This is a genomic window from Thalassobacterium maritimum (assembly GCF_031127805.1).
Taxonomy (GTDB): domain Bacteria; phylum Verrucomicrobiota; class Verrucomicrobiia; order Opitutales; family Coraliomargaritaceae; genus Thalassobacterium; species Thalassobacterium maritimum.
The window spans coordinates 1-20,421 of the sequence record NZ_JARXHW010000047.1; the positions used below are offsets into that span (position 1 = coordinate 1).

Consider the following 20,421-nt stretch of genomic DNA (forward strand, 5'->3'; position numbering starts at 1 on the left):
CCACTGCGCGACTCAACTGAGGAGCCCTGTGCGGGAATACCGCACGCAGGGATCTGCAAGGGGACTGCCCGGTAACGGGCAGTTCTACCTTAATCGTTGAATAAATGAGAGAATTTAAACATCCACCATCGAAAGGAATTAAATATTGCTCCATCCTTCTTTGGGTTCAATCCGCGTTCTATTTGTTGCTGCCCCTCACGTTTTTGAGTGGGTCGAATTCAAACAGCTTGCAGGAGAAAATAACGTCTTCCGTTATCCTGTCTGCCCTAGGCATCTTAGCTCTCATTACTGGAAAAAAAATTAAGATCAGCAAAGAAATGGGCTTGGGTTGCAGCTATAAGCTTTTGCTTCGTCTCCTTGGGTAGTCCATTCTTACCATTTAGTGCTCTAGCGCTCTATTTCCTATTCAAGAAAGAGTCTATGATGTATTTCACTCTTCCACACATCCCGAAGAATCAGAGCGAACAAGGCGGGACTGGACAATCCCATTTACGCGCCTGATATTCGATAACCACTTAGACTACTAAATTCACAGGCTGGGATTCCAGCCTAACCGTTCGAAAAAATGAAGCTACACTGGTGTAACATGATCTACGACCCGGACTTGCGTGTAATCAGAACAAAAAAACACAGTGAGATGATCCTCGGCACAGTCTTCGTTACCCTTTTTATTGCCGTGGCAATTTTCTGGGTGTATATCCCTTTTCCAAAATTGGCGGTATATTGCTCCCCCCTTATTGTGTTGCCAATATTAGTTAGTTTAACGAAGAAAAAAACAAAAATAATCCTAGGGCAGGAAGGTGATCAGAATATATTCTATGGCGATTATAAACAGACTATAAGGCTGCCCACAGAGGGGCTGTTTAGTTGTCATGTCACGCTCAGTCATGGAGACAGTTATTTGGCCGAAATTGCCCATCAATACGGGACGAAAAGAACTACGCTATTTCATTGCGATGACACACCGACGGAAGCTGAGTTTGAAGAAATGTTTAAACATTTTGGAGCAGGAACGAAATGGACCTTCGAGAAACATTAAGCAATAAGAGAAACTTATTCGAACCAGTAGGCATGAGAAGGCGTAGCGAGTAAGCTCGAAAAATGGAGCTCAATCGCATAGAACTACGCCACTATGAATACAGCAAAAAACACCCATACCATCGGCATCGACCTAGGCGACAAGAGCCACCAAACTTGCACTCTAAACGCAGAGGGCGAGATTATCGAACGAACAACACTGCTCAACAACCAGCCCGAGCTGATTCGTTTCAGCAAAGCCAACCAGGCGCCACTCTCATCATGGAAGCCGCTTGCCATTCACCATGGATTAGCCGTCTGTTTAACCAGCGCGGCCACAAGGTAGTCGTCGCCAATCCACGCAAGGTCCGGGCGATCTACCAGACCGACAACAAAAACGATGAGCGTGACGCGCTGCTGCTGGCTCGTATCGGACGTTTTGACCGCAACCTACTCTACGGCATCGAACACAAGAGCGAGGCGCACCAAAGAGCGCTGAAGATCATTGAAGCACGCGATGCCCTGGTGAGCGCACGCGTCAAACTGGTCAACCATGTGCGCGGCTCTCTCCTGTCTTAATTATCGGCTCGCCAGACCGCTTTGCGACAGCACGAGATGTCGGCCCGTTTCTTGGACTCGTGCCCGGGCGTGATCAATCCGGCGACGTCGATAAGCCCATGCGCATCACCAAGGCAGGCAACCGCATGATGCGACGATTACTCGTCAGCTTCAAGCCACACCAAGGCGATTACAATGAAAGCGAGAACCAGTTAGCAGCTCCGAGACAGGACACCTACAAGTACCGAGCCTGGTAAGCTCACAAAAAAGAGTGCGTATGGAAGCCTGACATCGGGAATCCGTCTCGACATCCTCTCAAACATACATCATCAAAGAGTAACAAAATTTAAATTTTCCCATTAAACATCAACCCCTTCTCATGGAAGTCGCTTCTGGACAACGCCTAAAGGCGCGCCAGCCCTCCACGATCTGCGAAAGAGAATTGACCGCTTCTAAATTGAGCTTATTCTCCCCAATATGCGCACTTTAATGGAGCTTCAAAAAGAAATTACAGCACTCGGCGAAGAAGAGCGCTCTGGGCTGGCATCTTTCATTTTATCGTCATTACCGAACGCACCTCTAGGGCCGGACGACCAAGAAGTCGTAAAAAGAGAAAATGAAATGGATTCAGGCAAATCGCCCCCAATCAGCTATGCAGAATTCAGGCAAGCAGTCGGGCGATGAAGAAGGAAATAGTGTTCCACCCGAAAGTTCCGAATGAAGTCCGCGATTATTTGGAGCACTATGCCAGCATATCTCAAGAACTGGAGGAAGCCTTTTGGAGGGAACTGAACCTCTCTTTGGAATCAGCAGCCTCAAACCCACAAGACCACCATTTTGATTCGAGCGGCTTGCGCAGGGTGAATCTGACACGTTTTCCCTATCACATCCTTTTTCGCGTGTTTCCGGATTATATCCGTATTACAGTAGTCCGACACAATAGACGACATGCTGTCTTCGGAACAAAACGTAAGTGAAGGGCAGATTCAGTCGACGCAGACACCCCATTTACCCTGCCCCTAAAACTCAACAGGACGATTCAGCTCACAGGCTGGTTGTCTGGTATCCACGTTGGCCAAGAAAACGAAGGTCTTGACAAATTCAACTATAGGTATAATTTCTATACCTAAATGGAGTTTGAGTATGATCCCATAAAAAGTGAATTAAATAAGACGAAGCATGGTCTTGATTTTGAAGAAGCTCAATCACTCTGGAACGACCCAGATTGCATTGGATTTCCGGCGAAATCAGAAGACGAAGAGCGCTTCGCCCTGCTCGCGATGTTAAATAGAAAGCTCTGGATCGCCTTCTACACTCCCAGAGGAGACAAAACACGGATCATCTCAGTGAGAAGAGCCCGAACGAACGAAAGGAAACTATATGAAAGCTAAGGATTTAGATAAAATTTTTGATGATGCCGAAGTCGACATCAACGATCACTTGGATTTATCGAAGGCATTCCGCCCGGGGCAGGAGCAAAAGCGAGTGAACGTAGATTTTCCAGTCTGGATGATCGAACGTTTAGACCGTGAAGCAAATCGTATTGGCGTGCCTCGACAGTCCCTAATAAAAGTCTGGATCTGTGAACACCTAGACGCACCTAAGTCCAAAAGAAAACTGAAGGCCAACAAGGCAGGATAGGACAATTCCGTTCGTGCCTCACTCCATGCCACACTTTAACAATCTACAAAGAATGAACCAGACCCTCAAAGAGTTCTATTCCCAAGACGCTAGCTACAAGGCTTTGAGCGCGGAAGATCAAATTCGTCTTTTTGGCGATTGGGCGGCTAAGAAAAAAATCAACCTACAACTCTCGTTTAAGAAAAGAAGTCAATCTAAGTGGCTACGGGCATTATGGATGCTTTTAGCTGTTGTTTATCTGCTATCCTACATAACTAAAAAAGGAACTGAATATACTGGATATCTTTTCCCAGTCATCCTAGTTCTACAAATGGCACTCTACACGCAATCACCACATCTAGAGAAGGTAGATCCAAGCGCTGTTGGGCAACGTCGCTGACGCGCCGTCGTCAGAGCTCCACGATAGACAGAATTCAAATGAAGATCTTCCCTGAAATAGAAAACGAATCGAGATGTCACTCACGTTGGGAACGATCTGTAATGTATCGAACTGAATCTCAAGCTAAGCATGCAGGCATCTCCTGGGGCTTAGCATTGGCGTGGTCACTCATCTGGTTTGTATCCGGATCAGAAGATGCGGGGCGTCCAATAATATTCTCTTTTTTCTTAGTCATCTCATGGCTCTTGGTCTTCCAAGCATACTCAGCAAAGGCAATTTTAAGAATCTTAGACCGAAGCCGCTCTGCCGACACCCCTGGTAAAGATACTGAAGTCTATCCAGTCGATGGTGGACAATAGATTTCGCGGTGCTCATCTATGCTCACGATCGACGGCAAAATGAAATTGACTGCCATTGTTACATGGACAGGATGATGTCCATATGAATGCAATTACCTACACTGCCGCTAGAGAAAATCTCGCAAGCACGATGGATCGCGTGTGCCTCGATAGAGACCCAGTTGTTATCACCCGTAAACGTGATCAATCAGTTGTCATGATCTCACTTGAGGATTATGAATCACTCGAAGAAACTGCCTACTTACTTCGCAGCCCTGCAAATGCGAAACGCCTTGTAGCCTCAATTGAAGCAGCAGAACAAGGCTCAACAATTAAAAAACACATCAGTCTGAACGAATGAATGTAACATTTACTCCACAGGCTTGGGAGGATTACCAATACTGGCAGATGACCGACAAGAAGACGTTAAAAAGAATTCATTCACTAATTAAGGATATTCAGCGAACACCACACGAAGGCATTGGTAAGCCTGAAGCTCTAAAGCATCATCTAAGCGGTTACTGGTCACGACGAATTACTGAAGAACATCGTATCATATATAAAGAATTCGAGCATGGCATTACGTTTGTGCAGATGCGCTACCACTACAAATAAGGGAGTCGAACCTTGGGGGCTCAAAAAGATGACATGGAAGCTTCCGACCTTTGGCATTCTATCGTCGAGCAGAATAGAAAATTTGACAAGCGCACGTAATAACGCACTTAAGCTGATCGATATATTACAGGAAGACCCATTCATGAAGCCTCCGGAATACGAGGCACTGGTTGGTGACTTATTAGGTGTTTATTCCAGACGAATTAATATTCAAAACAGATTGGTCTATCAGGTTTACGAAGAAGAAGAGGTCGTAAAAATCCTACGGATGGGGACACACCATGGCGATTGAATTGCCATCGAGTCGCTGGTATTAACTCCGATTCGCTGGGCTCTTCTCCGTGATACAGCTCTCCGTTCAGAAGGAAGAACTCAACCAAACCAATAATGAAGCAATAATAACCGCGAGCCTGGGAGATATAAAAATAGAGAATGATTTCGCAGACGTCACGGATAGTTTCACTCTTCTTGCGGTAGAGCCTAATACCTATTCGAAAAAAGTTTGGTCCTAATAGATATGTCTTTTGTAAGCTCGATTCTCGCCAGTCCTAAGCTCCTCGAAAGGGGAACCGGGGTGATGTCGATCGCCCCCCGACTGTGTCCTGCATCGCCGAAGGCGACGCATGGAAACAGAGTTTCGAGGCTACACAAAGCCCAAGCTTATAGATCATCTATTCTTAGAAGTGGAGTGATATCTCGGTTGAGGCAGGTGCCCTAGGTGTATTCACTCGAGCATAATTCAGTTTAGAAATATAACCGGCTTCTGTAAACTATTTATGGGCGGGGGCGCCTGGCTCTTTTATTTTAAATGGAATATGTTCTGCCGCTCATGTCCCTAATGCTGTGATATGAAATGTATACGACCATTCAAACAGACACTCGCCGTCCTTCTTCTCCTTGTTGCAGCTTTGCCAGTTGTGGCACATGGCCAATCCGCGCCTGCTCGACCGAAGGTGATTTTCTTCGACGTTAATGAAACCCTGCTGGATTTGGAGTCCATGCGGGCATCGGTGGGGCAAGCGCTCAATGGGCAGAACGAGCTTTTGCCGCTTTGGTTCTCGACTATGCTGCATTACTCGCTGGTGGATACAGCTACGCAGCGGTATCATAATTTTGGAGACATCGGTGTCGCTGCTCTCATGATGGTGGCTCACAATAATGGTATCGAATTGACTGAAGCTGCGGCTCGCGAGGCGATCGTGACACCGCTTCGTAGTCTGCCACCTCATCCTGATGTAAAGGCAGGGCTGCAAGCACTCAAAGACCAGGGGGTTCGTCTTATCAGCTTCACCAACTCATCGAACAAGGGCGTGCAAACTCAGTTTGAAAACGCAGGCTTGATGGAGTTTTTTGAAGCACGCTACAGCATCGAAGATATTCAAATCTACAAGCCAGCACTTGCATCTTATGAGTGGGCACTGAAGCAGGCCGGAGTCGAAGCGGACGAGGCCATGATGGTGGCTGCGCATGGTTGGGACATTGCGGGCGTTAAAGCCGCTGGCATGACTGGTGTGTTTGTGACCCGTCCCGGGAAGAGTACGTATCCGCTCGCGATTCCGGCTGATAAAGAAGTGGGCAGCATTACCGAGCTGGCTGCATGGCTTGAAAGCTTGTAGTTCAACTGGCTCAGCCTGTCTCTTTAGGCCACTGGCGATGGTGTTGACCAAGTCGGGACGGCGCTCCTCGATCGGTGCCGCGAAGGGATGTTGCTCGACTATTTTTTAGCGACGGCGACGTATCATACTGACGCCTAGCAGAGCCAGCCCCATCAGTAGCCCGCTGCTTGCGGGTTCAGGCACCGCAGCGAAACTGTCAAATTCGAAGGCGCCCGGGCCGTTGACTAGACGGATGCGCGCAAACCATTGATTCGCAGCGCCGAAGTCAGAGTTTGCCAAGGCAGCCACGTCTACCGTCTGAGAGGAGGTGCTGCTGGTGTCTGCGATCACCTGTCGTTCACCTTGGAAATTGTTATCTTCGTAGAATAGTATGTTTACATTGTAGGAGCCCGAGTTAGTCGCTCCAATTGCATCGGGAGTCAGTATAAACTCGCCCTCAGTTGTCAGATTGAAAAAACCTGTTTGAGACTCACGCCAGTCGACAAATGTATCCGCAGCTGTCGTGTCCCGTTCAATTAGCACAGTGCCGTCGCCGCTGTTGTCATCCAGCGTGGTGGTGGAGCTGCCTGTGTTGTTTACGATCAAATTGCTGAGATCGTTTAAGTTATCAATAAAGTTGGCTTGTGTGACTGTGGTGAGTGTGGGGAGGGCCAACGCACTCAGAAGGGCAGGTGTTGCTAGCAGGGAGCGGAACGGGCGCATAGTAAAATCCGAGGTTTACAGATGAAATTAGGGCGAATACTCAGTTAATAATTACGGTATTTAGCTATATAGTCAAATCCTGAATCTTCTGATCATAGAGCCATATTTTAGGTAGGAGCCCCCCCCCATGTCCCGCACTTGCGTTTTATGAGTGGGCACTGAAGCAGGCCGGAGTCGAAGCGGACGAGGCCATGATGGTGGCTGCACACGCTTGGGACATTGCAGGCCTTAAAGCCGCTGGTATGACTGGTGTGTTTACCGAGCTGGCTGCATGGCTTGAAAGCTTGTAGTTCAACTGGCTCAGCCTGTCATCTTCAGGCCACTGGCGATGGCGTTGACTGTCAGCAGTAGGCGATTGAGCATGCTTTCGTCGGCTTTATCACTGCCGTTGGCGCGCCATTGCTTGATCAGCTCGATCTGGTAGAAGTGGAGCCCCTCGAGCGCTTTGTTGCGACGCTGAGTGGTGTTGACCAGGTTGGGACGGCGCTCCTCGATCGGTGCCACGAAGAGATGTTGCAGGTGTTTGTGCGCCAGCTGCATGTCGTGGTTGATGGGATCGATGAAGCGGTTGCGTAGTGCATCGTCCTCGACCAGCTCGGAGAAGGCGGTCATTACCTTGTGGTCGACGCTGATCAGGCTGGCTTCGACATTGGTGAATACGTAGCGCAGGAAGGCATTACTGTGGATGCCGTCCTTGAGTTGTTGGTAGGCATCGGCATCGCTTTCGCAGAGTTTGTCCAGGGCGCTGCCCACGCCATACCAGCCGGGCAGGAAGTAGCGGCTGAGTGACCAGCTGAAGACCCAGGGGATGGCGCGCAGGTCATCCAGCGAGTGCGCGCCTGTGCGGCGCGAAGGGCGCGAGCCGATCCGGCTGACTTCGAGCACGTCGATCGGTGTGGCCTGACGGTAGAAGCTCATGAAGTCCTTGCCATGCAGCAGCGCCTGATAGGTTTCGGCGCTGTAGTCGGAGAGGCTTTGTAGCGTGGCGGCGGTGTCCTCGTCGTACTTGGTCTGTTTGTGTGGCTGGGAAAAGAGCAGGGTGCCTGCTGCCAGCAGCTCCAGATTGTAAGTGGCGGTGCGCAGATTGGCAAACTTCTGGGCGATGACTTCGCCCTGTTCTGTGGTGCGCAGGTCGTAGGAGAGGGCGGCTTCGGGCAGGGCTTCGAGGAAGCGGTCCGTTGGCCCCGCGCCGCGGCTGATGGTGCCCCCGCGACCGTGGAAGAAGCGGATGCGGAAGCCGTGCTGCTGGCCCATCGCGACGATCTTTTCCTGTCCTTTGTGCAGGGCCCACTGGCTGGCGAGGATGCCTTTGTCCTTGTTACTGTCGCTGTAGCCGATCATCACTTGCTGGACCAGATCCTTGCGTTGGCGGTTGTCCGATATCCAGCGCTGGGAGTGGCGGGTGATGGGTAGCTGTAAAAAGGCATCCAGAATTTCTGGGCCGTTTTCTAGATCTTGCACGGTTTCCAAGAGTGGGACGACTGGTAGCGGGCAGATGATATTGGCATCGGCATCCTGCTGTAGCAGTCCTGCTTCGCGGGCGAGGAAATACACCGCCATGAGGTCGGAGACCGTGCGGGTCATGCTCACAATCAGCGCGCCCAATGCGGGAGTGCCGTAGCGCTTTACGTGGCGGGCCACTACGGTGAGTGCGCCGATTGCTTTTTGTGCGTCTTCGCCCAGCTTGGCATTGTGGCGTAGACGGCGATCGGTACGGCTTAATTGTGATTTTAGGAAGTCGACGCGCTTGGCCTCATCCCATTGGTCATAGTCGGTTTCCGGGAAGTTCAGGCATTCCAACACTTGGCTGACGGCGCGCTCGTGCACTTCGCTGTTTTGACGGATATCCAAGCTGGCGAGATGGAAACCGAAGGTGCGCAGCTGATTGATGGCAGGATCGATATCTTCCTCGACGATGGAACGGGCATTTACGCGTAGCAGGCTGCGACGTAGCAACTCCAGATCTTCGTTTAATTCGCTGGAGCGTTTGTAGCTAATAAAGTGATCCGTTGACAGGTGGTCGACCTCGGAGTCGACACCTTCGGTGACCGGAATGCGGGCGATCATCAGGCTGACGAATTGGCGCCAAGGCTCATTTTCGTTGCGCGCGCACATGGCCGCCGCACGGTTGCCGAGGATTTCCCATTGCTTGGCGATGCCATCCAACAACTCTTCCGGCGGTGATTGTAGGCTGGAGGACAGGCTCAGCTTGGCGCGGAGCTCAATCAATGCCTTTTTGTGAAGCTTCAGTGCCTTGATGCGATAGGAGAGCAGCGACTCTTCTGTCACTTCCGGTGTCACGAAGGGGTGACCATCGCGGTCGCCTCCGACCCAGCAGCCGAAGTTGATGTGGGGGCGACGCTTTTCCAATGATGCCGGGTCGAAGCCGAGGCTTTCCCAGGCGTGGATCAGGTTGCGGTCCAGCGTCTGGATGGCAGTCGGAAAGATGGAGGTCAGGTAGTGTTCGATGCCCTGGCGCTCCATTTCGATGCTGGGCTTGGTCAGATAGATTTCTCCCGTTCGCCACAGACGATCGAGGATGGTGCGGATGCTGCGGCGGATGTCTTCGATCTCGCTAGGCGTCCACATGGAGTTTTCGCGCATCACAAGTTTCAAGTAGAGCTCGCGGTGCAGTTCCAGCACGGTGATTCGCTTTGGTTCGGTGGGGTGTGCGGTCAGCACAGGCTCCACGTGTACTTCATGCAGCGCATCGGCGATCTGCTCTTCGGAGAGGCCTTGTTCCTTCAGTTCTTTGAGGTGGCTGCCCCACAGACCGCGCCATTGGTGCAAATCCCCCTCCTGTTCGTGGATACGGCGAATTTGGTTGGCGGTATTTTCCTCCACCATGCTGAGGAGCTGGAAGGCGATCGAATAGGCCTGCACCATGCGACTGGTAAATTGCTCTTGTTGGGCGAGCTTGCTGCCGGTCCAGGGCAGATAGTCCGTCATGTCGGCGTAGCCGGATTCCTTCATCACCTGTTGGAGTTCGCCCATCAGGTAGTTGACGTCGGCGTCTATTTTTTCAAATCCGCGGTTCTGAGTAGTGGCCTGAGCCGCTGTGGGTGCCGGTGTAGTGCTTTTTTGAGTCAAAATTGGTATCGGTTGGTATGAGTTTATGCAGTCGAATTGTCTGATAAGCAGCAAGAATGCCTGATATAAGCAATGGCCGATACTGATCAATCTAAAAGATCAATGGGAGGCGAGGGCGGGTGTGATTGAAAGTGCGGGGACACGTAGCTGGGGTCTTCAGACCCGGTCAGAGGCCTGGCTTAGTTGCCTGCTTGGCTGCGGATACGGGGTCTGAAGAACCCCGCTACGAAGAGAGCCCGATCTCCCCGCACTTTTAATCACACCCGGCGAGGGCGGCAACGAAAGCCGACTTTGATAGAATTTAGTCGATCTTTTGAGTGATTGCCTTGAGGGGCGATTGAAAACTCACTTGACAAACCTACTAGAAGGTAGAACGTTCATTGCCATTCCAATGAATCCCTCAGATACCAAGACTGCTCTTTTGGACAGCGCGCAGGATCTAATCCAGCGCGTCGGCGTCAATGCGATGAGTTATAACGATCTGAGTGTGGCGGTGGGCATTCGTAAGGCCAGCATACACTACCACTTCCCGAAGAAGGAGGATTTGATCCGGGCCCTGTTGCTTCGCTGCGGCGAGGATTACGCGGCCCATTATCGCGCAGTGGCTCGTTCCAATCAGACGGTGATGGAAAAGCTGCAGGCGATCGCCGATATCTTCGAATCCTCGTTGAAGAACGGTAAAATCTGCTTGGTGGGCATGTTAAGCGTGGAGTCGACCACGTTGCCGGAGTCGGTGCAGACTACGCTGGAGTCGACAGTGAATGGCTGTGTCGGGGTGATTGAGAGTATTTTCATCCAAGGAGTTTCAGAGGGCAGCTTTTCCGATAGCATGCAGACTGCCGAAGCGGCGCACGCGTATCACGACTGTCTGCTGGGAGCCCAGATCATGGCCCGCTGTCTGCAAAATGTCGGGCACTTCTCGGCGCATGTCCGCACCTACTTGAAAATGTTGGCCCGCGCTTGATTTTTTTTGAAAACAACACCTACCTACTGGTAGGGCTATAAAATTATGAAAAACCACCCATGCTACACCAATAAACTGCTCTCTGGAGAGCCCCTCCCGGCTCTCACGCTGCCCAAGTTGGGCGGTGGCACGCTGACGCTTGGAGAGCGCGAGAATAGTCAGAACTGGCAACTGGTCTTTGTTTACCGCGGTCTGCATTGCCCGCTCTGTAAGAAGTATCTGCAGAAGCTGGAGTCGCTCAAAGAAGGCTTCACGCGAGTCGGCGCAGAGTTGGTCGCTATTTCCGGCGACCCTGAATCCAAGGCGCAGGCCATGGTTGAAGAGACGGGCCTGACGATCCCCGTGGCTTACGACTTGACTGTGGCACAGATGCAAAGCCTGGGCCTTTACATTTCTGACCCGCGTTCCGCGCAGGAAACCGATCGCCCTTTTGCCGAGCCGGCTCTGTTCGCGGTCAACGAGGCGGGGAAGCTGCACTTGATAGATATCTCCAACACGCCCTTTAACCGCTCCGACCTGGACGAACTGCTGGATACAGTGGAGTGGGTCCGGGCCAATGACTATCCCATCCGAGGCACACATGCCTAAACCGAATTTCAACAGAAGGATTATCTATGAAAAAATTACTCCTGATCAACGGGCACGAGCCGTATCCTTTCTCGGAAGGTAAACTGAATGCAGCTTTGTTGGACAAAGCACGTGCCTTCGCCGAAGCCAGAGACTACGAAGTGCAACAAACCTCCGTATCGGAGGGCTACGATGTGGATGTCGAAGTGGGGAAGCACCAGTGGGCGGATCTGATTCTACTGCAGTTTCCGATTAACTGGATGACTGTCCCCTGGTCATTGAAAAAATACATGGACGAGGTCTACACGGCAGGCATGGACGGCCGTCTTTGCAACGGCGATGGGCGCACTCGAAAAGATCCTACCATACAGTATGGGCAAGGGGGCACGCTGCAGGGCAGGCAATACATGCTCTCCGTGACGTTCAATGCCCCTGAAGCATCCTTCAACGACGCCGAGCAGTATCTGTTTCAAGGGCATTCGGTCGATGACCTGCTCCTGCCGGTGCACATGAACTTCCGGTTCTTCGGCATGGAGGCATTGGAGAGCTTTGCCTGCTACGATGTGATGAAGAACCCGAATGTGGACAGCGACTTCAAGCGTTTCGAAGAACACCTTTCCAACCAGCTGTAACCAGAAACTGAATACAAAAAATATGAGTCAGATCGAAAATAAAGTAATCGTCATCACCGGTGCCTCCAGCGGCATCGGTGAAGAAACCGCCAAATTACTCGCTGCCAAGGGGGCCAAGCTGGTGCTCGCCGCCAGACGGGAAGAACGCCTGCACGCTTTGGTTTCCGAGATCCAATCGAAAGGAGGCGAGGCTGTCGCCAAGGCGACGGATGTGAGCCGCCGTGAAGATCTGGAGGCCTTGATTGCCTTTGCCGCAGAGTCCTTCGGCCCGGTCGATGTTCTGCTCAACAATGCGGGGATCATGCCGGTCGCGCCGATGGAGATGGTTCGCGTGGACGACTGGGATCGCATGATCGATGTCAACATGAAGGGGCTCCTCTACGGTGTGGCCGCGGTCTTGCCCGGCATGAAAGAGCGGGGGAGTGGGCACATTATCAACGTCGCTTCGGTCGCGGGACATAAAGTGCTGCCCAATTTTACAGTCTATTGTGCGACCAAGCATGCGGTGCGTGCGATCTCGGAAGGGCTTCGCATGGAGAATCCCGACCTGCGGGTCACCACCATCTCGCCCGGTCTGATCAAGACCGAGCTGGAAGATTCCACTCCGGACGCCGAACTGCGCGAAGGAGTGAAGGATTTTTACAGTCAGCACGCCATCCCGCCGTCATCCATCTCCGAGGCCATCGCCTACGCGATCGAACAACCGGATTATGTCGACGTGAATGAACTGGTCATTCGCCCGACTACGCAAGAACTGTAACGGGACACTCGATTCGATCGCACACCCATCTATAGGCATATGAACGAAGTCCGCTATTTATTCTTTGATGTCGGAGGCACCGTCTTTGATTGGAAGTCTACTGCGAAGCGGACGATTGAAGACGCCGCGAGTCAGCTCAATGAAGCAGTGGACAGCGAGGCTTTTGCCTCTGATTGGCGCAGGACCATGTTTGATTTAGTGGGCGAGGTGCGCCGGGGGAACCGTCACTGGCTGACGGCTGATCAAATGCACGAGTTGGCACTCGAATCGATGACCGGGCGCTTTCCTGTGCTGCGTCGTCTGGATTTGGCTGCACTCACGAGGATGACTTGGCACCAGCTCGACGTGTTTGAAGGGGCGGCTGACATGGTTGCCCGCCTGCGCACGCGTTACACTGTGCTAGTGCTCACCATACTCAATTATCAGAGTATCATCGAGAGCTCCAAGCGCGGCGGCGTAATCTGGGATGGGATCTTTTCCTGTGAATTATTGGGGCATTACAAACCCTCGCTGCAGTCCTATCGCAAAGCGCTTCGGCTCATGGGGGTATCGCCCGGCGACGCCTGTATGGTGGCTGCGCATAAGGGAGATCTCGCCGCAGCGTCACAGGTAGGAATGCGCACCGCCTACGTCAGTGCCCCGATCGCGGATCATGTCGGTTCCGGCTTCGGAGATTCCGAGGGAGTGACTTTTGATATTGAGGTCGACTCCTATGAGGCCCTTTGTCAGTCCTTTGAAGTCTAGAGGTCACCACGAAGCGATCAATCCCATGAACTTACGTGAAGCAACGGAAGCCGACTTTGACAGGATTTGGCCGATCTTTCGAGACATTGCCCGGAGAGGCGATACATATGCCTACGACCCCGGCATTGAGATGGACGAAGCCAGGCGGCTTTGGTTGGACCTGCCCCGCATTGCTTCGATCGAAGGGCGTGGTTTCGCGGTGTTGTCCGGGCATCCTCAATGCTTTGTGATTTGGGGGAATGAATGGGCTTTCGATGGTCGTTCTCGGTGTCCAGCTCTTTCAAAGACAAGCACAAAGGTAATGGCTGACTTCATCGTAGATAGCGAACTCAATGACTCTATTTTGAAGCCAAAGGGAGCTTGAAGAAATAGTGAATAATCATATCTTCCCCCATCAGATATGACAACCACACTCAAAGAGATCGTAGGCGAGCTTAGTGGTCTGTCTGCCGAAAAGCAGCAAGTGGCCGCGTCCGTTATCCATGCTTTGTGGGTCGAAGAACAGGCGGTCGATGGGATCCATCCGGATTGGGAAGCTGAACTCGATCGTCGTAATGCGCAGATTGAAAGCGGCGAGGTCGAACTCGTGAGCGAGTCTTCAATGGATGCTTTTGAGTAACGTGACCCTCTGGTGATGCGTGTCTTTTATAAAGGTGAGCGTCGCATGCCATTGAAGCGATTTAGGACCTGAATAAAGCCTGTGGCTTTGTGCAGTGCTGACGATAGTCAGTGTTTTGACGCTTTACTTTTGGGGTGATTATAGCTATGTTAGCTAGATGATTACGGCTAATATATCTAAAACAAAGAATGAGTTGAGCCGTTACCTTGAAGCAGTTCGAGGTGGGGAGACGGTGGTTATTCTGGATCGGAACCGTCCGATTGCGCAAATTCAGCCGCTTTCTTCCGAGAGCGGGGCAGACTTGGCGCGGCTCAGTGAGCTGGAGGCAGGTGGATTGATTACCCGTCCGCAATCGCGGGATGTCGCGTGGATCCGGCATTTGCAACCGGTGGGCGACGATCCTGCCGGGCAGGTGGAGAGCGTCGATGCGCTGATTGAAGAACGTGAGTCGGGGCGATGAATTTCTGGGACAGTTCTGCGATCTTGCCCTTATTGGTTTCGGAAGCGACCTCGCGCTCGACGCGGGCGTATCTCGAGAAACAACCTGATGTGGCGGTCTGGTGGGCGACGCCGGTGGAGTGCATGTCTGCGTTGGCACGCAAAGAACGAGAGGGGCGTCTGAACCTTTCGCAGATGGTTCTGGCAAAGAAAAATCTCGACGAAGTGATGCGCAACAGTGTGGTCGTCGGGGCATCGGATCGCGTCCGGTTGTTGGCGCAGAAGCTTTTGCGGCGCTATCCACTGCGGGCGGCCGACTCCCTACAACTCGCTGCGGCCTGCGTGTTGGCTGGGGATGCGACGGGCGATTATGGATTCGTTTGTAATGATGAACGCCTGGCGATTGCCGCCTCGAAGGAAGGTTTTGAGATTATCGGTTTTTGAAACATCGCCAGCGAATCGTCTTCGGCTTTCGATTCTGCCCATGACTTCTTCCTTCTTCTTACGCCCTAGACTGTGGCTGGGATGCGTTGGTCGTTTCTATTTTTGCATTTATGATAATCTGCTGTCCCAGAACGACCACCAAGGTAATGAACTTGAATCCCGACCCTATTTTGAATTCCCGTTTTTAAAGCCTATAGCTTCCAGTGCTCGCCTACGAATCGAACCGGTTTGCTGCCCTTGAAAAACTTGGACGCCTCGCTTGCCCAACGAACATAGCGTGCCCGGCCTTCGGGCGTTGGCTCGACAATACGTGGGCTGCGCATCGCATCGGGTTCCGTCCAGGCGGGGGTCTTTAACAAAGCTTTCCGGTCTGTTTCACTTAGTCGTGCCATACCATGTCTTGAGTTGATCCATCAAGGTCTTCCAGCATCAGGATGAAGTTCAGATCAATGGTGAGCGTTGCACGCCGCGCAAAGCTATAGCGAAGCCGCTGATCAGCGCGTATCGTATCCCCTTCGCGTCTAACTGACTCGTGACCTCTTGAATGACTTTTGCAAAGTCCATGGCAATCAAACTAGATTCTTGGGGCACGAGGTCGAGGCGAATTAGAACAATGCGGTTTTTGTAAGTGCCTGTTTCTGTTTGTGCCCTTTTTGAGGCCTTGGTGTATATCGAAATATACGGAATGACCCGTTCTTGAGCCCCCAAGCGCGAGATGAACCGACGGCGCGTGGCCCGGCATCGCGCGGGGAAAGCGACTGAATCCGCCGGTTGAGAACGCGGCCTCTTGCCTTATTGGTCAGTCGTGTGTTGCCTCCAGTATCTTGCGCTTCAGGTTCAGGGCATGCTTGCCGATGGATTTCTTGTAGCTCCGATCCGGGCCGTAGTATTCCATGTGAGCTCCATCAAGATCGACCAGGAAACTTTCAATTTCGACCATGGCTTCTTCTGAAGCATTGCTTAAGAACAGTTGTTCTGCGTGGGCGATCCGAAGGTGCATCCAGTAGAGCCGTTCTCTCGACCCCTTCTCGAACTGTAAGTCCAGAGCTTTGCCAAGCGCGACATGGATGACTTGCCCTGCGGCTTCATGCGCTCCTGTTGCGATAAGTAGTGCAGCAAGTTCACTTGAGGTTCTCAGAAAACGTTCCGGGGACTTTTCTTTTTCGATGTGAGCTAAACACTCATCGATAATATTGAGCATGCAATCTCGGACGTAATCAGTCTCGCCGCTAAGATAGCATGACTTCATGAACATGAAATAAGTCTGTGTTTGCTTGATTTTTGTATAGGGCGTTGCATTTCGAAACGCATCTTGCCATCTGCTGCGCCCTTCATCGGAAATATTTCCCAATCTAATTCTATTGAGGTTCATGATCTGAAGTAACCAAAAGGTATCCGCGAGGATTTCTTCAGATGTTGATGAGAGAATTCGAATGGCCATCGCTTCGCATAAAAGTTGCCTCTGTGCTTGGCTTATTGGCAATTGATGGAAGAAACTGCCCAGGGCTTCTGCATGTTTCCCTGTCGCTAGTAAGGCCGTCCAGTGTCCTAAGTAGTCGAAGTCCAGATCTTGGATGTGCTTATTACGCCGATACGCATGTATTAGCGATTTGAGGGCAGAGTTTAGAAAGGCGCTATCGGGGTTATCCTTGAGTAGAGCAATCAGCTTAGGCTTTAAATGCGTATAATGCCCTGCGAGGTATGGGTTCAACTGAAGCATGAGCTGGGCTTCCTTGGCCCATTGTCTCTCGTTCGGAATCTCGCTGGGAGACGTCAGTAACTCTTGCGCATTCTCACGAGCTTGCCTCGTGAAATAGAGTTCATTGTTTACTCTGTGAATTGACACTTTGATCTCATCTAGTGATAGCCTTTTGATCGAGTGTGAAAAGTTAATGGGATGAGATGGATCACTCAAGTGGTTCAGTATTTCTTTTAAGTTCCGAATACCCATTGCGCCGTATAATCGACCTAAGTGCTGCTCATTATGCGCTGAGAATTCATTGAGCATCTGCTGTAGTTCCGGTAGATGTGCATCAATGTTCTCTGGGGACAGTATTCGAATGATGTCATTGAATCGTAATATTTTGGTTGCCAGGTGGTTCGGGTAGTTCTGGAGCAATTCTTTTTTGACTTCTTCAGGGCTGAATGCACGTGGTTGCGCTTCGTGATGTTCATTACGAAGGTCAAAGGCGAGTAGCCAAGGACGGTCGGGATCGTTAGTATCCGAATGGGTGAGGATCCATCGAAGAAATCCTTCTTCATAGGCGCACGTGTATAATGCTCCATAGCCTAGTGGCTTCATTATTTTTTTTTGGCGAAACCATTCAGATTTTGGCTTTCCGCTGATGGATGCTTTAGAAAAAATTTCCCAAATCGTATCCAAGTCCGCAAAATCAGGTAGGTGGGCGGTTTCTTCATCTATTCGAAAGGGAGCATCCGCATTCTGCCATTCTCCGAAAAGTAGACCTTTTAATTCTTCAACGACCTCGGGAGTTTGTAGGCCTTCGCTAAATTGAGTTTTGGGGAGCTCCAATGTCCAGGCTCGATGCTGAACGGTCCAAGCCTCGGGTGTATTGGAAGTCAATAGATCAAGTGAGTTGCCTTGTGATACGTCTAATCGTTCGATCAGATGGAAGCGGAGTCGGAGGTCGCCTGTATCCTCGTCGATGGAGAACAGGGCCAATAGATTGTATTGTGCTGCAATCATTGACTGGCGGTCCTCCCATTCTTGCGAACTGGGCGAGACTAGATGAATGGGCAAGTCTACGTATGTTTGCAGTAAATCGAATATTTGCTTTTCGATTTGCCCGGTATTCTCCAACTGAAAACGGCTGTCACTATATATGCCCCAGAAGGCGAGGGCGGGTAGGTAATCTATTTTCTTTGTGTAGCCGTAGCCCCCCTCACCGACTGCATTGGCAATCTCCGGCATGTTCATATGCAGGAGGGATGCCTGCATCCCTCCCACTGCGGGGGCAAATGTAGGATCCAGGCTACGTGCCCGGGCAAACGCTCTGAGTGCCGAGGCGTAGGCGCCGTCATCATAGTCGACCCAGCCGTTTATAAATTCCTCAAATATCTCAGGCGCTGCGATTTCTGAGTTCGCTCTCGTGAGCGACGAGACAGTTATAACAAGCAGGATGAGGAGTCTCGCGTGGGGTTGCATCTCGACAGTCGAAGCGAAGACTCCGCTGAAGTCAAACTATGTAAGCTCCCGCTACTTTTTCAAGGCCGCGTCGAACCAGTTGCTGCCGAAGTCGTTGTTGTTGGAGCGGCGCTCGCCTCTTTGGCCGCCGCGACCACCGGGGCCTCGGCTTTTGGGGGCGCCGGTGCGCTCCTTTTTGCCGCCGATCTCGGGCTGTTTCTTCATGGAGAGGGCGATGCGGTTGCGCTGCAGGTCGACTTCCAGAATCAGAAACAGGTCATTCGGAATCAGAAACGGGTCATTCCGTATATTTCGATATATCTATGCGCCATTGCCAGAGTTGTTCAACTATGGAGGTTTTGTAAGTCCCTGTCCCTTCGTTTTGTGCCCTTGTCCGCTACGAAAACAGCTGAATCGCGGAAATGTTGTAGGTCGGCACGCCCGCTTCGCTCAATTGTTGGATTTCTGTATCTTTGCTCACGACCAGATTCAGTAGCAGAGGTTTGTCTAGTATCTCTGAAAGGTCTTTAAAATGTCTGGCTTCGTGCCGAGTGGCGTGATCCGTCATTTTGCACTCGATCGCGATATAAGCTTTTTCGTGCCCCTGTCAGCGCGATCATGCGACCACGGTCTTTCTTCTTTAAGTCCTAGTAGTTTATTTTGACATTGGCGTAAATTATAAACCGTTAATTTACATTAATTTGCGTCAATATGGACTGTCGCCAAATTGACGAATTGAAATTGGAATTATTAAAATGTCTCTGATTTCTTAAGCGTATAAGCAACAGTGGTTTATGCCGTTCTAATTAACGAAAATTCACGTAATTAACGGTTCGACTCATTTTTTTAGGTTAAAAATAAGTGCGGAAGGTGAAGAGCCAGGTGAGGGTGTCGAAGTCGCCGCTGGGGGTGTCCATGGTTTGGTATTCGACGCCGGCCTGGATTTTGGCTTGGTGGCCGAGTAGGAGATAGTTGAGGCCGGTGTAGATGGAGTGATGCTCGTCGCCTCGGCCGCTGTTGACGTCGGCCAGGGGGGTGCTGCCGGTGCCGGCGGCGCGGCCGTAGCGGCTGTTGATGCGGATGCCTTCGGACTCTTCGGCGCGGGCGTATTGGTATTGGGCGACGGCTTGTAATTTGTCTTTGACGATCCAGCGGTAGGGGGTGAGCACGATGCCGCCGAAGCTGCCTTGGCGCTCGCTGTCGGTGGTCATGTCGGAGCCTCCGTTGTCGCCGTAAATGAGGTCGCCGGCGATGCCCCAGATGTCGGCGTCGTAGGTGGCGTGGAGTGAGCTGGCCCAGCGGTAACTGAGCACGGAGTCTTCGCTGCTGGCGTCGGCGTTGTTATAGCTGAGGTCGAGGCCGATTTTGAGCTGTGGGTCGATTTTCTTGGCGAGGTGGGCGTAGTAGAGCAGGTCGTCTTGCCAGCCGTTGAACTCGGCGTTGTCGTCGCCATCGGTGCTGCTGCTGTAGAGGGCGGCTTGGAAGCTCCAGTCGCCTGCTGCGCCATCGAGTTTGAGGCCGGTGGGGCGGCCGCTGTCGTAGACTTTGTTGGAGAGGGCGGCGCGCTCGATGGTGGGCATTTTGTTGGAGGAGAGGTGGCCTTCTTGGCTGAAGACGAATTTCTGGCGTCCGTAGTGCAGCTTGAGGCGGTCGAAGTGCTGGCTGTCGAGTGCTTTGGCGAGGTCGAAGCTGAGGTAGGCTTCGTCGATGCTGTCGTAGCCCCAGTCGAGGTCGCCGCCGCTGGCGGTATTGCGGGCGTCGCTGACGAGGTTGATCTGGTATTTGAAGCCGAAGTATTGCAGGAATTTGCCTTGGGTGCCGATGCGGACGCGGCGGTATTCGTCGTGGCCTTCGCTGAAGTCGTCGTTGTTGACGTCGCTGCCGTCGACGTAGCCGAGCTCGTAGTGGACGCGGCCCATGAGCTTGAGTTCCTGTAGTAATGGGTTTTCCGGGTTTTTGTATAGGCTGCCCGGATTGTCGGCGAGCCAGGCGAACCAGTTGCTGGATTTTTGTTGAGTGGTGCTCGTGTGGGTGGCTTGGCTGCTGTTGGCCGCTTGTGTGCCGGGCAGTCCGGCGGCGACGGTGAGCGCTGCGATGATCAGGATGGAGGCGCTGGGGAGGCGGAGAGATCGTGTCTTTTTCATAACAGTGA

General features: G+C 51.9%; 30 protein-coding genes. 23 read left to right on the plus strand and 7 right to left on the minus strand.

The annotated features are described in order from the left end of the window. Window positions 1–586 precede the first annotated feature (586 nt). From QEH52_RS15690 to QEH52_RS15750, 14 genes are all read left to right on the plus strand, one after another. On the plus strand, window positions 587–1,039 hold the full coding sequence (locus tag QEH52_RS15690) for a hypothetical protein (protein WP_308951716.1): 453 nt from the start codon (window positions 587–589) through the stop codon (window positions 1,037–1,039). A gap of 93 nt (window positions 1,040–1,132) precedes the next feature. Continuing rightward, window positions 1,133–1,363 carry a hypothetical protein gene (locus tag QEH52_RS15695; RefSeq protein ID WP_308951718.1) on the plus strand — a complete coding sequence of 77 codons (231 nt, stop codon included), beginning with the start codon at window positions 1,133–1,135 and terminating at the stop codon, window positions 1,361–1,363. After that, window positions 1,300–1,596: an IS110 family transposase gene (locus tag QEH52_RS15700; protein WP_308951719.1), complete on the plus strand. Its 297-nt coding sequence runs from the start codon at window positions 1,300–1,302 to the stop codon at window positions 1,594–1,596. The genes QEH52_RS15695 and QEH52_RS15700 overlap by 64 nt, the downstream gene beginning before the upstream one ends. 2 nt (window positions 1,597–1,598) lie before the next feature. Beyond that, window positions 1,599–1,832 carry a transposase gene (locus QEH52_RS20760; RefSeq protein ID WP_425609293.1) on the plus strand — a complete coding sequence of 78 codons (234 nt, stop codon included), beginning with the start codon at window positions 1,599–1,601 and terminating at the stop codon, window positions 1,830–1,832. A 232-nt stretch (window positions 1,833–2,064) separates the two neighbouring features. After that, entirely contained in the window at window positions 2,065–2,259 is a 195-nt protein-coding gene (locus tag QEH52_RS15705; RefSeq protein ID WP_308951721.1) for a hypothetical protein, read from the plus strand. Further along, window positions 2,256–2,552 carry a hypothetical protein gene (locus tag QEH52_RS15710; protein ID WP_308951722.1) on the plus strand — a complete coding sequence of 99 codons (297 nt, stop codon included), beginning with the start codon at window positions 2,256–2,258 and terminating at the stop codon, window positions 2,550–2,552. The genes QEH52_RS15705 and QEH52_RS15710 overlap by 4 nt, the downstream gene beginning before the upstream one ends. Window positions 2,553–2,705: 153 nt before the next feature. Next, on the plus strand, window positions 2,706–2,966 hold the full coding sequence (locus tag QEH52_RS15715) for a BrnT family toxin (protein ID WP_308951724.1): 261 nt from the start codon (window positions 2,706–2,708) through the stop codon (window positions 2,964–2,966). Continuing rightward, entirely contained in the window at window positions 2,956–3,216 is a 261-nt protein-coding gene (gene brnA, locus QEH52_RS15720; protein ID WP_308951725.1) for a type II toxin-antitoxin system BrnA family antitoxin, read from the plus strand. The genes QEH52_RS15715 and brnA overlap by 11 nt, the downstream gene beginning before the upstream one ends. Window positions 3,217–3,268: 52 nt before the next feature. Further along, the gene (locus tag QEH52_RS15725; protein WP_308951726.1) at window positions 3,269–3,595 is read left to right on the plus strand and encodes a hypothetical protein; all 327 of its coding nucleotides are present in this window, start codon (window positions 3,269–3,271) and stop codon (window positions 3,593–3,595) included. A 101-nt stretch (window positions 3,596–3,696) separates the two neighbouring features. Beyond that, window positions 3,697–3,954, plus strand: a complete 258-nt coding sequence (locus tag QEH52_RS15730; protein WP_308951727.1) for a hypothetical protein — start codon at window positions 3,697–3,699, stop codon at window positions 3,952–3,954. An 82-nt stretch (window positions 3,955–4,036) separates the two neighbouring features. Then, on the plus strand, window positions 4,037–4,294 hold the full coding sequence (locus QEH52_RS15735) for a type II toxin-antitoxin system Phd/YefM family antitoxin (RefSeq protein ID WP_308951729.1): 258 nt from the start codon (window positions 4,037–4,039) through the stop codon (window positions 4,292–4,294). Then, window positions 4,291–4,548, plus strand: coding sequence for a Txe/YoeB family addiction module toxin (locus tag QEH52_RS15740; protein ID WP_308951730.1), 258 nt, complete (start codon window positions 4,291–4,293; stop codon window positions 4,546–4,548). The genes QEH52_RS15735 and QEH52_RS15740 overlap by 4 nt, the downstream gene beginning before the upstream one ends. A gap of 82 nt (window positions 4,549–4,630) precedes the next feature. Continuing rightward, window positions 4,631–4,840 (plus strand): Txe/YoeB family addiction module toxin, encoded by a 210-nt coding sequence (locus QEH52_RS15745; RefSeq protein WP_308951732.1) that lies wholly within the window; start codon window positions 4,631–4,633, stop codon window positions 4,838–4,840. Window positions 4,841–5,396: 556 nt separating this feature from the next. Beyond that, window positions 5,397–6,164: a haloacid dehalogenase type II gene (locus QEH52_RS15750; protein ID WP_308951734.1), complete on the plus strand. Its 768-nt coding sequence runs from the start codon at window positions 5,397–5,399 to the stop codon at window positions 6,162–6,164. A 105-nt stretch (window positions 6,165–6,269) separates the two neighbouring features. Here the strand turns inward: QEH52_RS15750 and QEH52_RS15755 are convergent, their stop codons facing one another. Both QEH52_RS15755 and QEH52_RS15760 read right to left on the minus strand, forming a co-directional pair. Beyond that, window positions 6,270–6,866: a PEP-CTERM sorting domain-containing protein gene (locus tag QEH52_RS15755; protein ID WP_308951735.1), complete on the minus strand. Its 597-nt coding sequence runs from the start codon at window positions 6,864–6,866 to the stop codon at window positions 6,270–6,272. A 300-nt stretch (window positions 6,867–7,166) separates the two neighbouring features. Further along, window positions 7,167–10,010: a phosphoenolpyruvate carboxylase gene (locus tag QEH52_RS15760; protein WP_308951736.1), complete on the minus strand. Its 2,844-nt coding sequence runs from the start codon at window positions 10,008–10,010 to the stop codon at window positions 7,167–7,169. A 337-nt stretch (window positions 10,011–10,347) separates the two neighbouring features. Between QEH52_RS15760 and QEH52_RS15765 the strand changes: the two genes are divergently transcribed. The 9 genes from QEH52_RS15765 to QEH52_RS15805 all read left to right on the plus strand — a co-directional run bounded on the left by QEH52_RS15765 (window position 10,348) and on the right by QEH52_RS15805 (window position 15,124). Beyond that, the gene (locus tag QEH52_RS15765; RefSeq protein WP_308951737.1) at window positions 10,348–10,920 is read left to right on the plus strand and encodes a TetR/AcrR family transcriptional regulator; all 573 of its coding nucleotides are present in this window, start codon (window positions 10,348–10,350) and stop codon (window positions 10,918–10,920) included. A gap of 45 nt (window positions 10,921–10,965) precedes the next feature. Continuing rightward, window positions 10,966–11,508, plus strand: a complete 543-nt coding sequence (locus QEH52_RS15770; RefSeq protein ID WP_308951738.1) for a peroxiredoxin-like family protein — start codon at window positions 10,966–10,968, stop codon at window positions 11,506–11,508. Between the two features lie 26 nt (window positions 11,509–11,534). After that, window positions 11,535–12,119, plus strand: a complete 585-nt coding sequence (locus tag QEH52_RS15775) for an NAD(P)H-dependent oxidoreductase (protein ID WP_308951739.1) — start codon at window positions 11,535–11,537, stop codon at window positions 12,117–12,119. A gap of 22 nt (window positions 12,120–12,141) precedes the next feature. Further along, complete coding sequence (locus QEH52_RS15780; RefSeq protein WP_308951740.1) at window positions 12,142–12,879, plus strand: SDR family oxidoreductase; 738 nt, start codon at window positions 12,142–12,144, stop codon at window positions 12,877–12,879. A gap of 39 nt (window positions 12,880–12,918) precedes the next feature. Continuing rightward, entirely contained in the window at window positions 12,919–13,623 is a 705-nt protein-coding gene (locus QEH52_RS15785; protein ID WP_308951741.1) for an HAD family hydrolase, read from the plus strand. A 25-nt stretch (window positions 13,624–13,648) separates the two neighbouring features. Beyond that, the gene (locus tag QEH52_RS15790; protein ID WP_308951743.1) at window positions 13,649–13,987 is read left to right on the plus strand and encodes a GNAT family N-acetyltransferase; all 339 of its coding nucleotides are present in this window, start codon (window positions 13,649–13,651) and stop codon (window positions 13,985–13,987) included. 36 nt (window positions 13,988–14,023) lie between these two features. Continuing rightward, window positions 14,024–14,242: an addiction module protein gene (locus tag QEH52_RS15795; RefSeq protein WP_308951744.1), complete on the plus strand. Its 219-nt coding sequence runs from the start codon at window positions 14,024–14,026 to the stop codon at window positions 14,240–14,242. Between the two features lie 193 nt (window positions 14,243–14,435). After that, a complete protein-coding gene (locus QEH52_RS15800; protein WP_425609291.1) occupies window positions 14,436–14,702 on the plus strand; it encodes a type II toxin-antitoxin system Phd/YefM family antitoxin in 267 nt (88 codons plus the stop codon). After that, window positions 14,699–15,124: a type II toxin-antitoxin system VapC family toxin gene (locus QEH52_RS15805; RefSeq protein ID WP_308951747.1), complete on the plus strand. Its 426-nt coding sequence runs from the start codon at window positions 14,699–14,701 to the stop codon at window positions 15,122–15,124. Before QEH52_RS15800 ends, QEH52_RS15805 begins: the two co-directional genes overlap by 4 nt. A 191-nt stretch (window positions 15,125–15,315) precedes the next feature. Here the strand turns inward: QEH52_RS15805 and QEH52_RS15810 are convergent, their stop codons facing one another. From QEH52_RS15810 to QEH52_RS15830, 5 genes are all read right to left on the minus strand, one after another. Further along, window positions 15,316–15,516 carry a hypothetical protein gene (locus tag QEH52_RS15810; protein ID WP_308951749.1) on the minus strand — a complete coding sequence of 67 codons (201 nt, stop codon included), beginning with the start codon at window positions 15,514–15,516 and terminating at the stop codon, window positions 15,316–15,318. Window positions 15,517–15,923: 407 nt separating this feature from the next. After that, window positions 15,924–18,290: a hypothetical protein gene (locus tag QEH52_RS15815; protein ID WP_308951750.1), complete on the minus strand. Its 2,367-nt coding sequence runs from the start codon at window positions 18,288–18,290 to the stop codon at window positions 15,924–15,926. Window positions 18,291–18,341: 51 nt separating this feature from the next. After that, complete coding sequence (locus tag QEH52_RS15820) at window positions 18,342–18,494, minus strand: hypothetical protein (protein ID WP_308951751.1); 153 nt, start codon at window positions 18,492–18,494, stop codon at window positions 18,342–18,344. A gap of 172 nt (window positions 18,495–18,666) precedes the next feature. After that, on the minus strand, window positions 18,667–18,837 hold the full coding sequence (locus QEH52_RS15825) for a hypothetical protein (protein WP_308951753.1): 171 nt from the start codon (window positions 18,835–18,837) through the stop codon (window positions 18,667–18,669). A 283-nt stretch (window positions 18,838–19,120) separates the two neighbouring features. Further along, on the minus strand, window positions 19,121–20,413 hold the full coding sequence (locus QEH52_RS15830) for a porin (RefSeq protein ID WP_308951755.1): 1,293 nt from the start codon (window positions 20,411–20,413) through the stop codon (window positions 19,121–19,123). Between the last annotated feature and the right edge of the window lie 8 nt (window positions 20,414–20,421).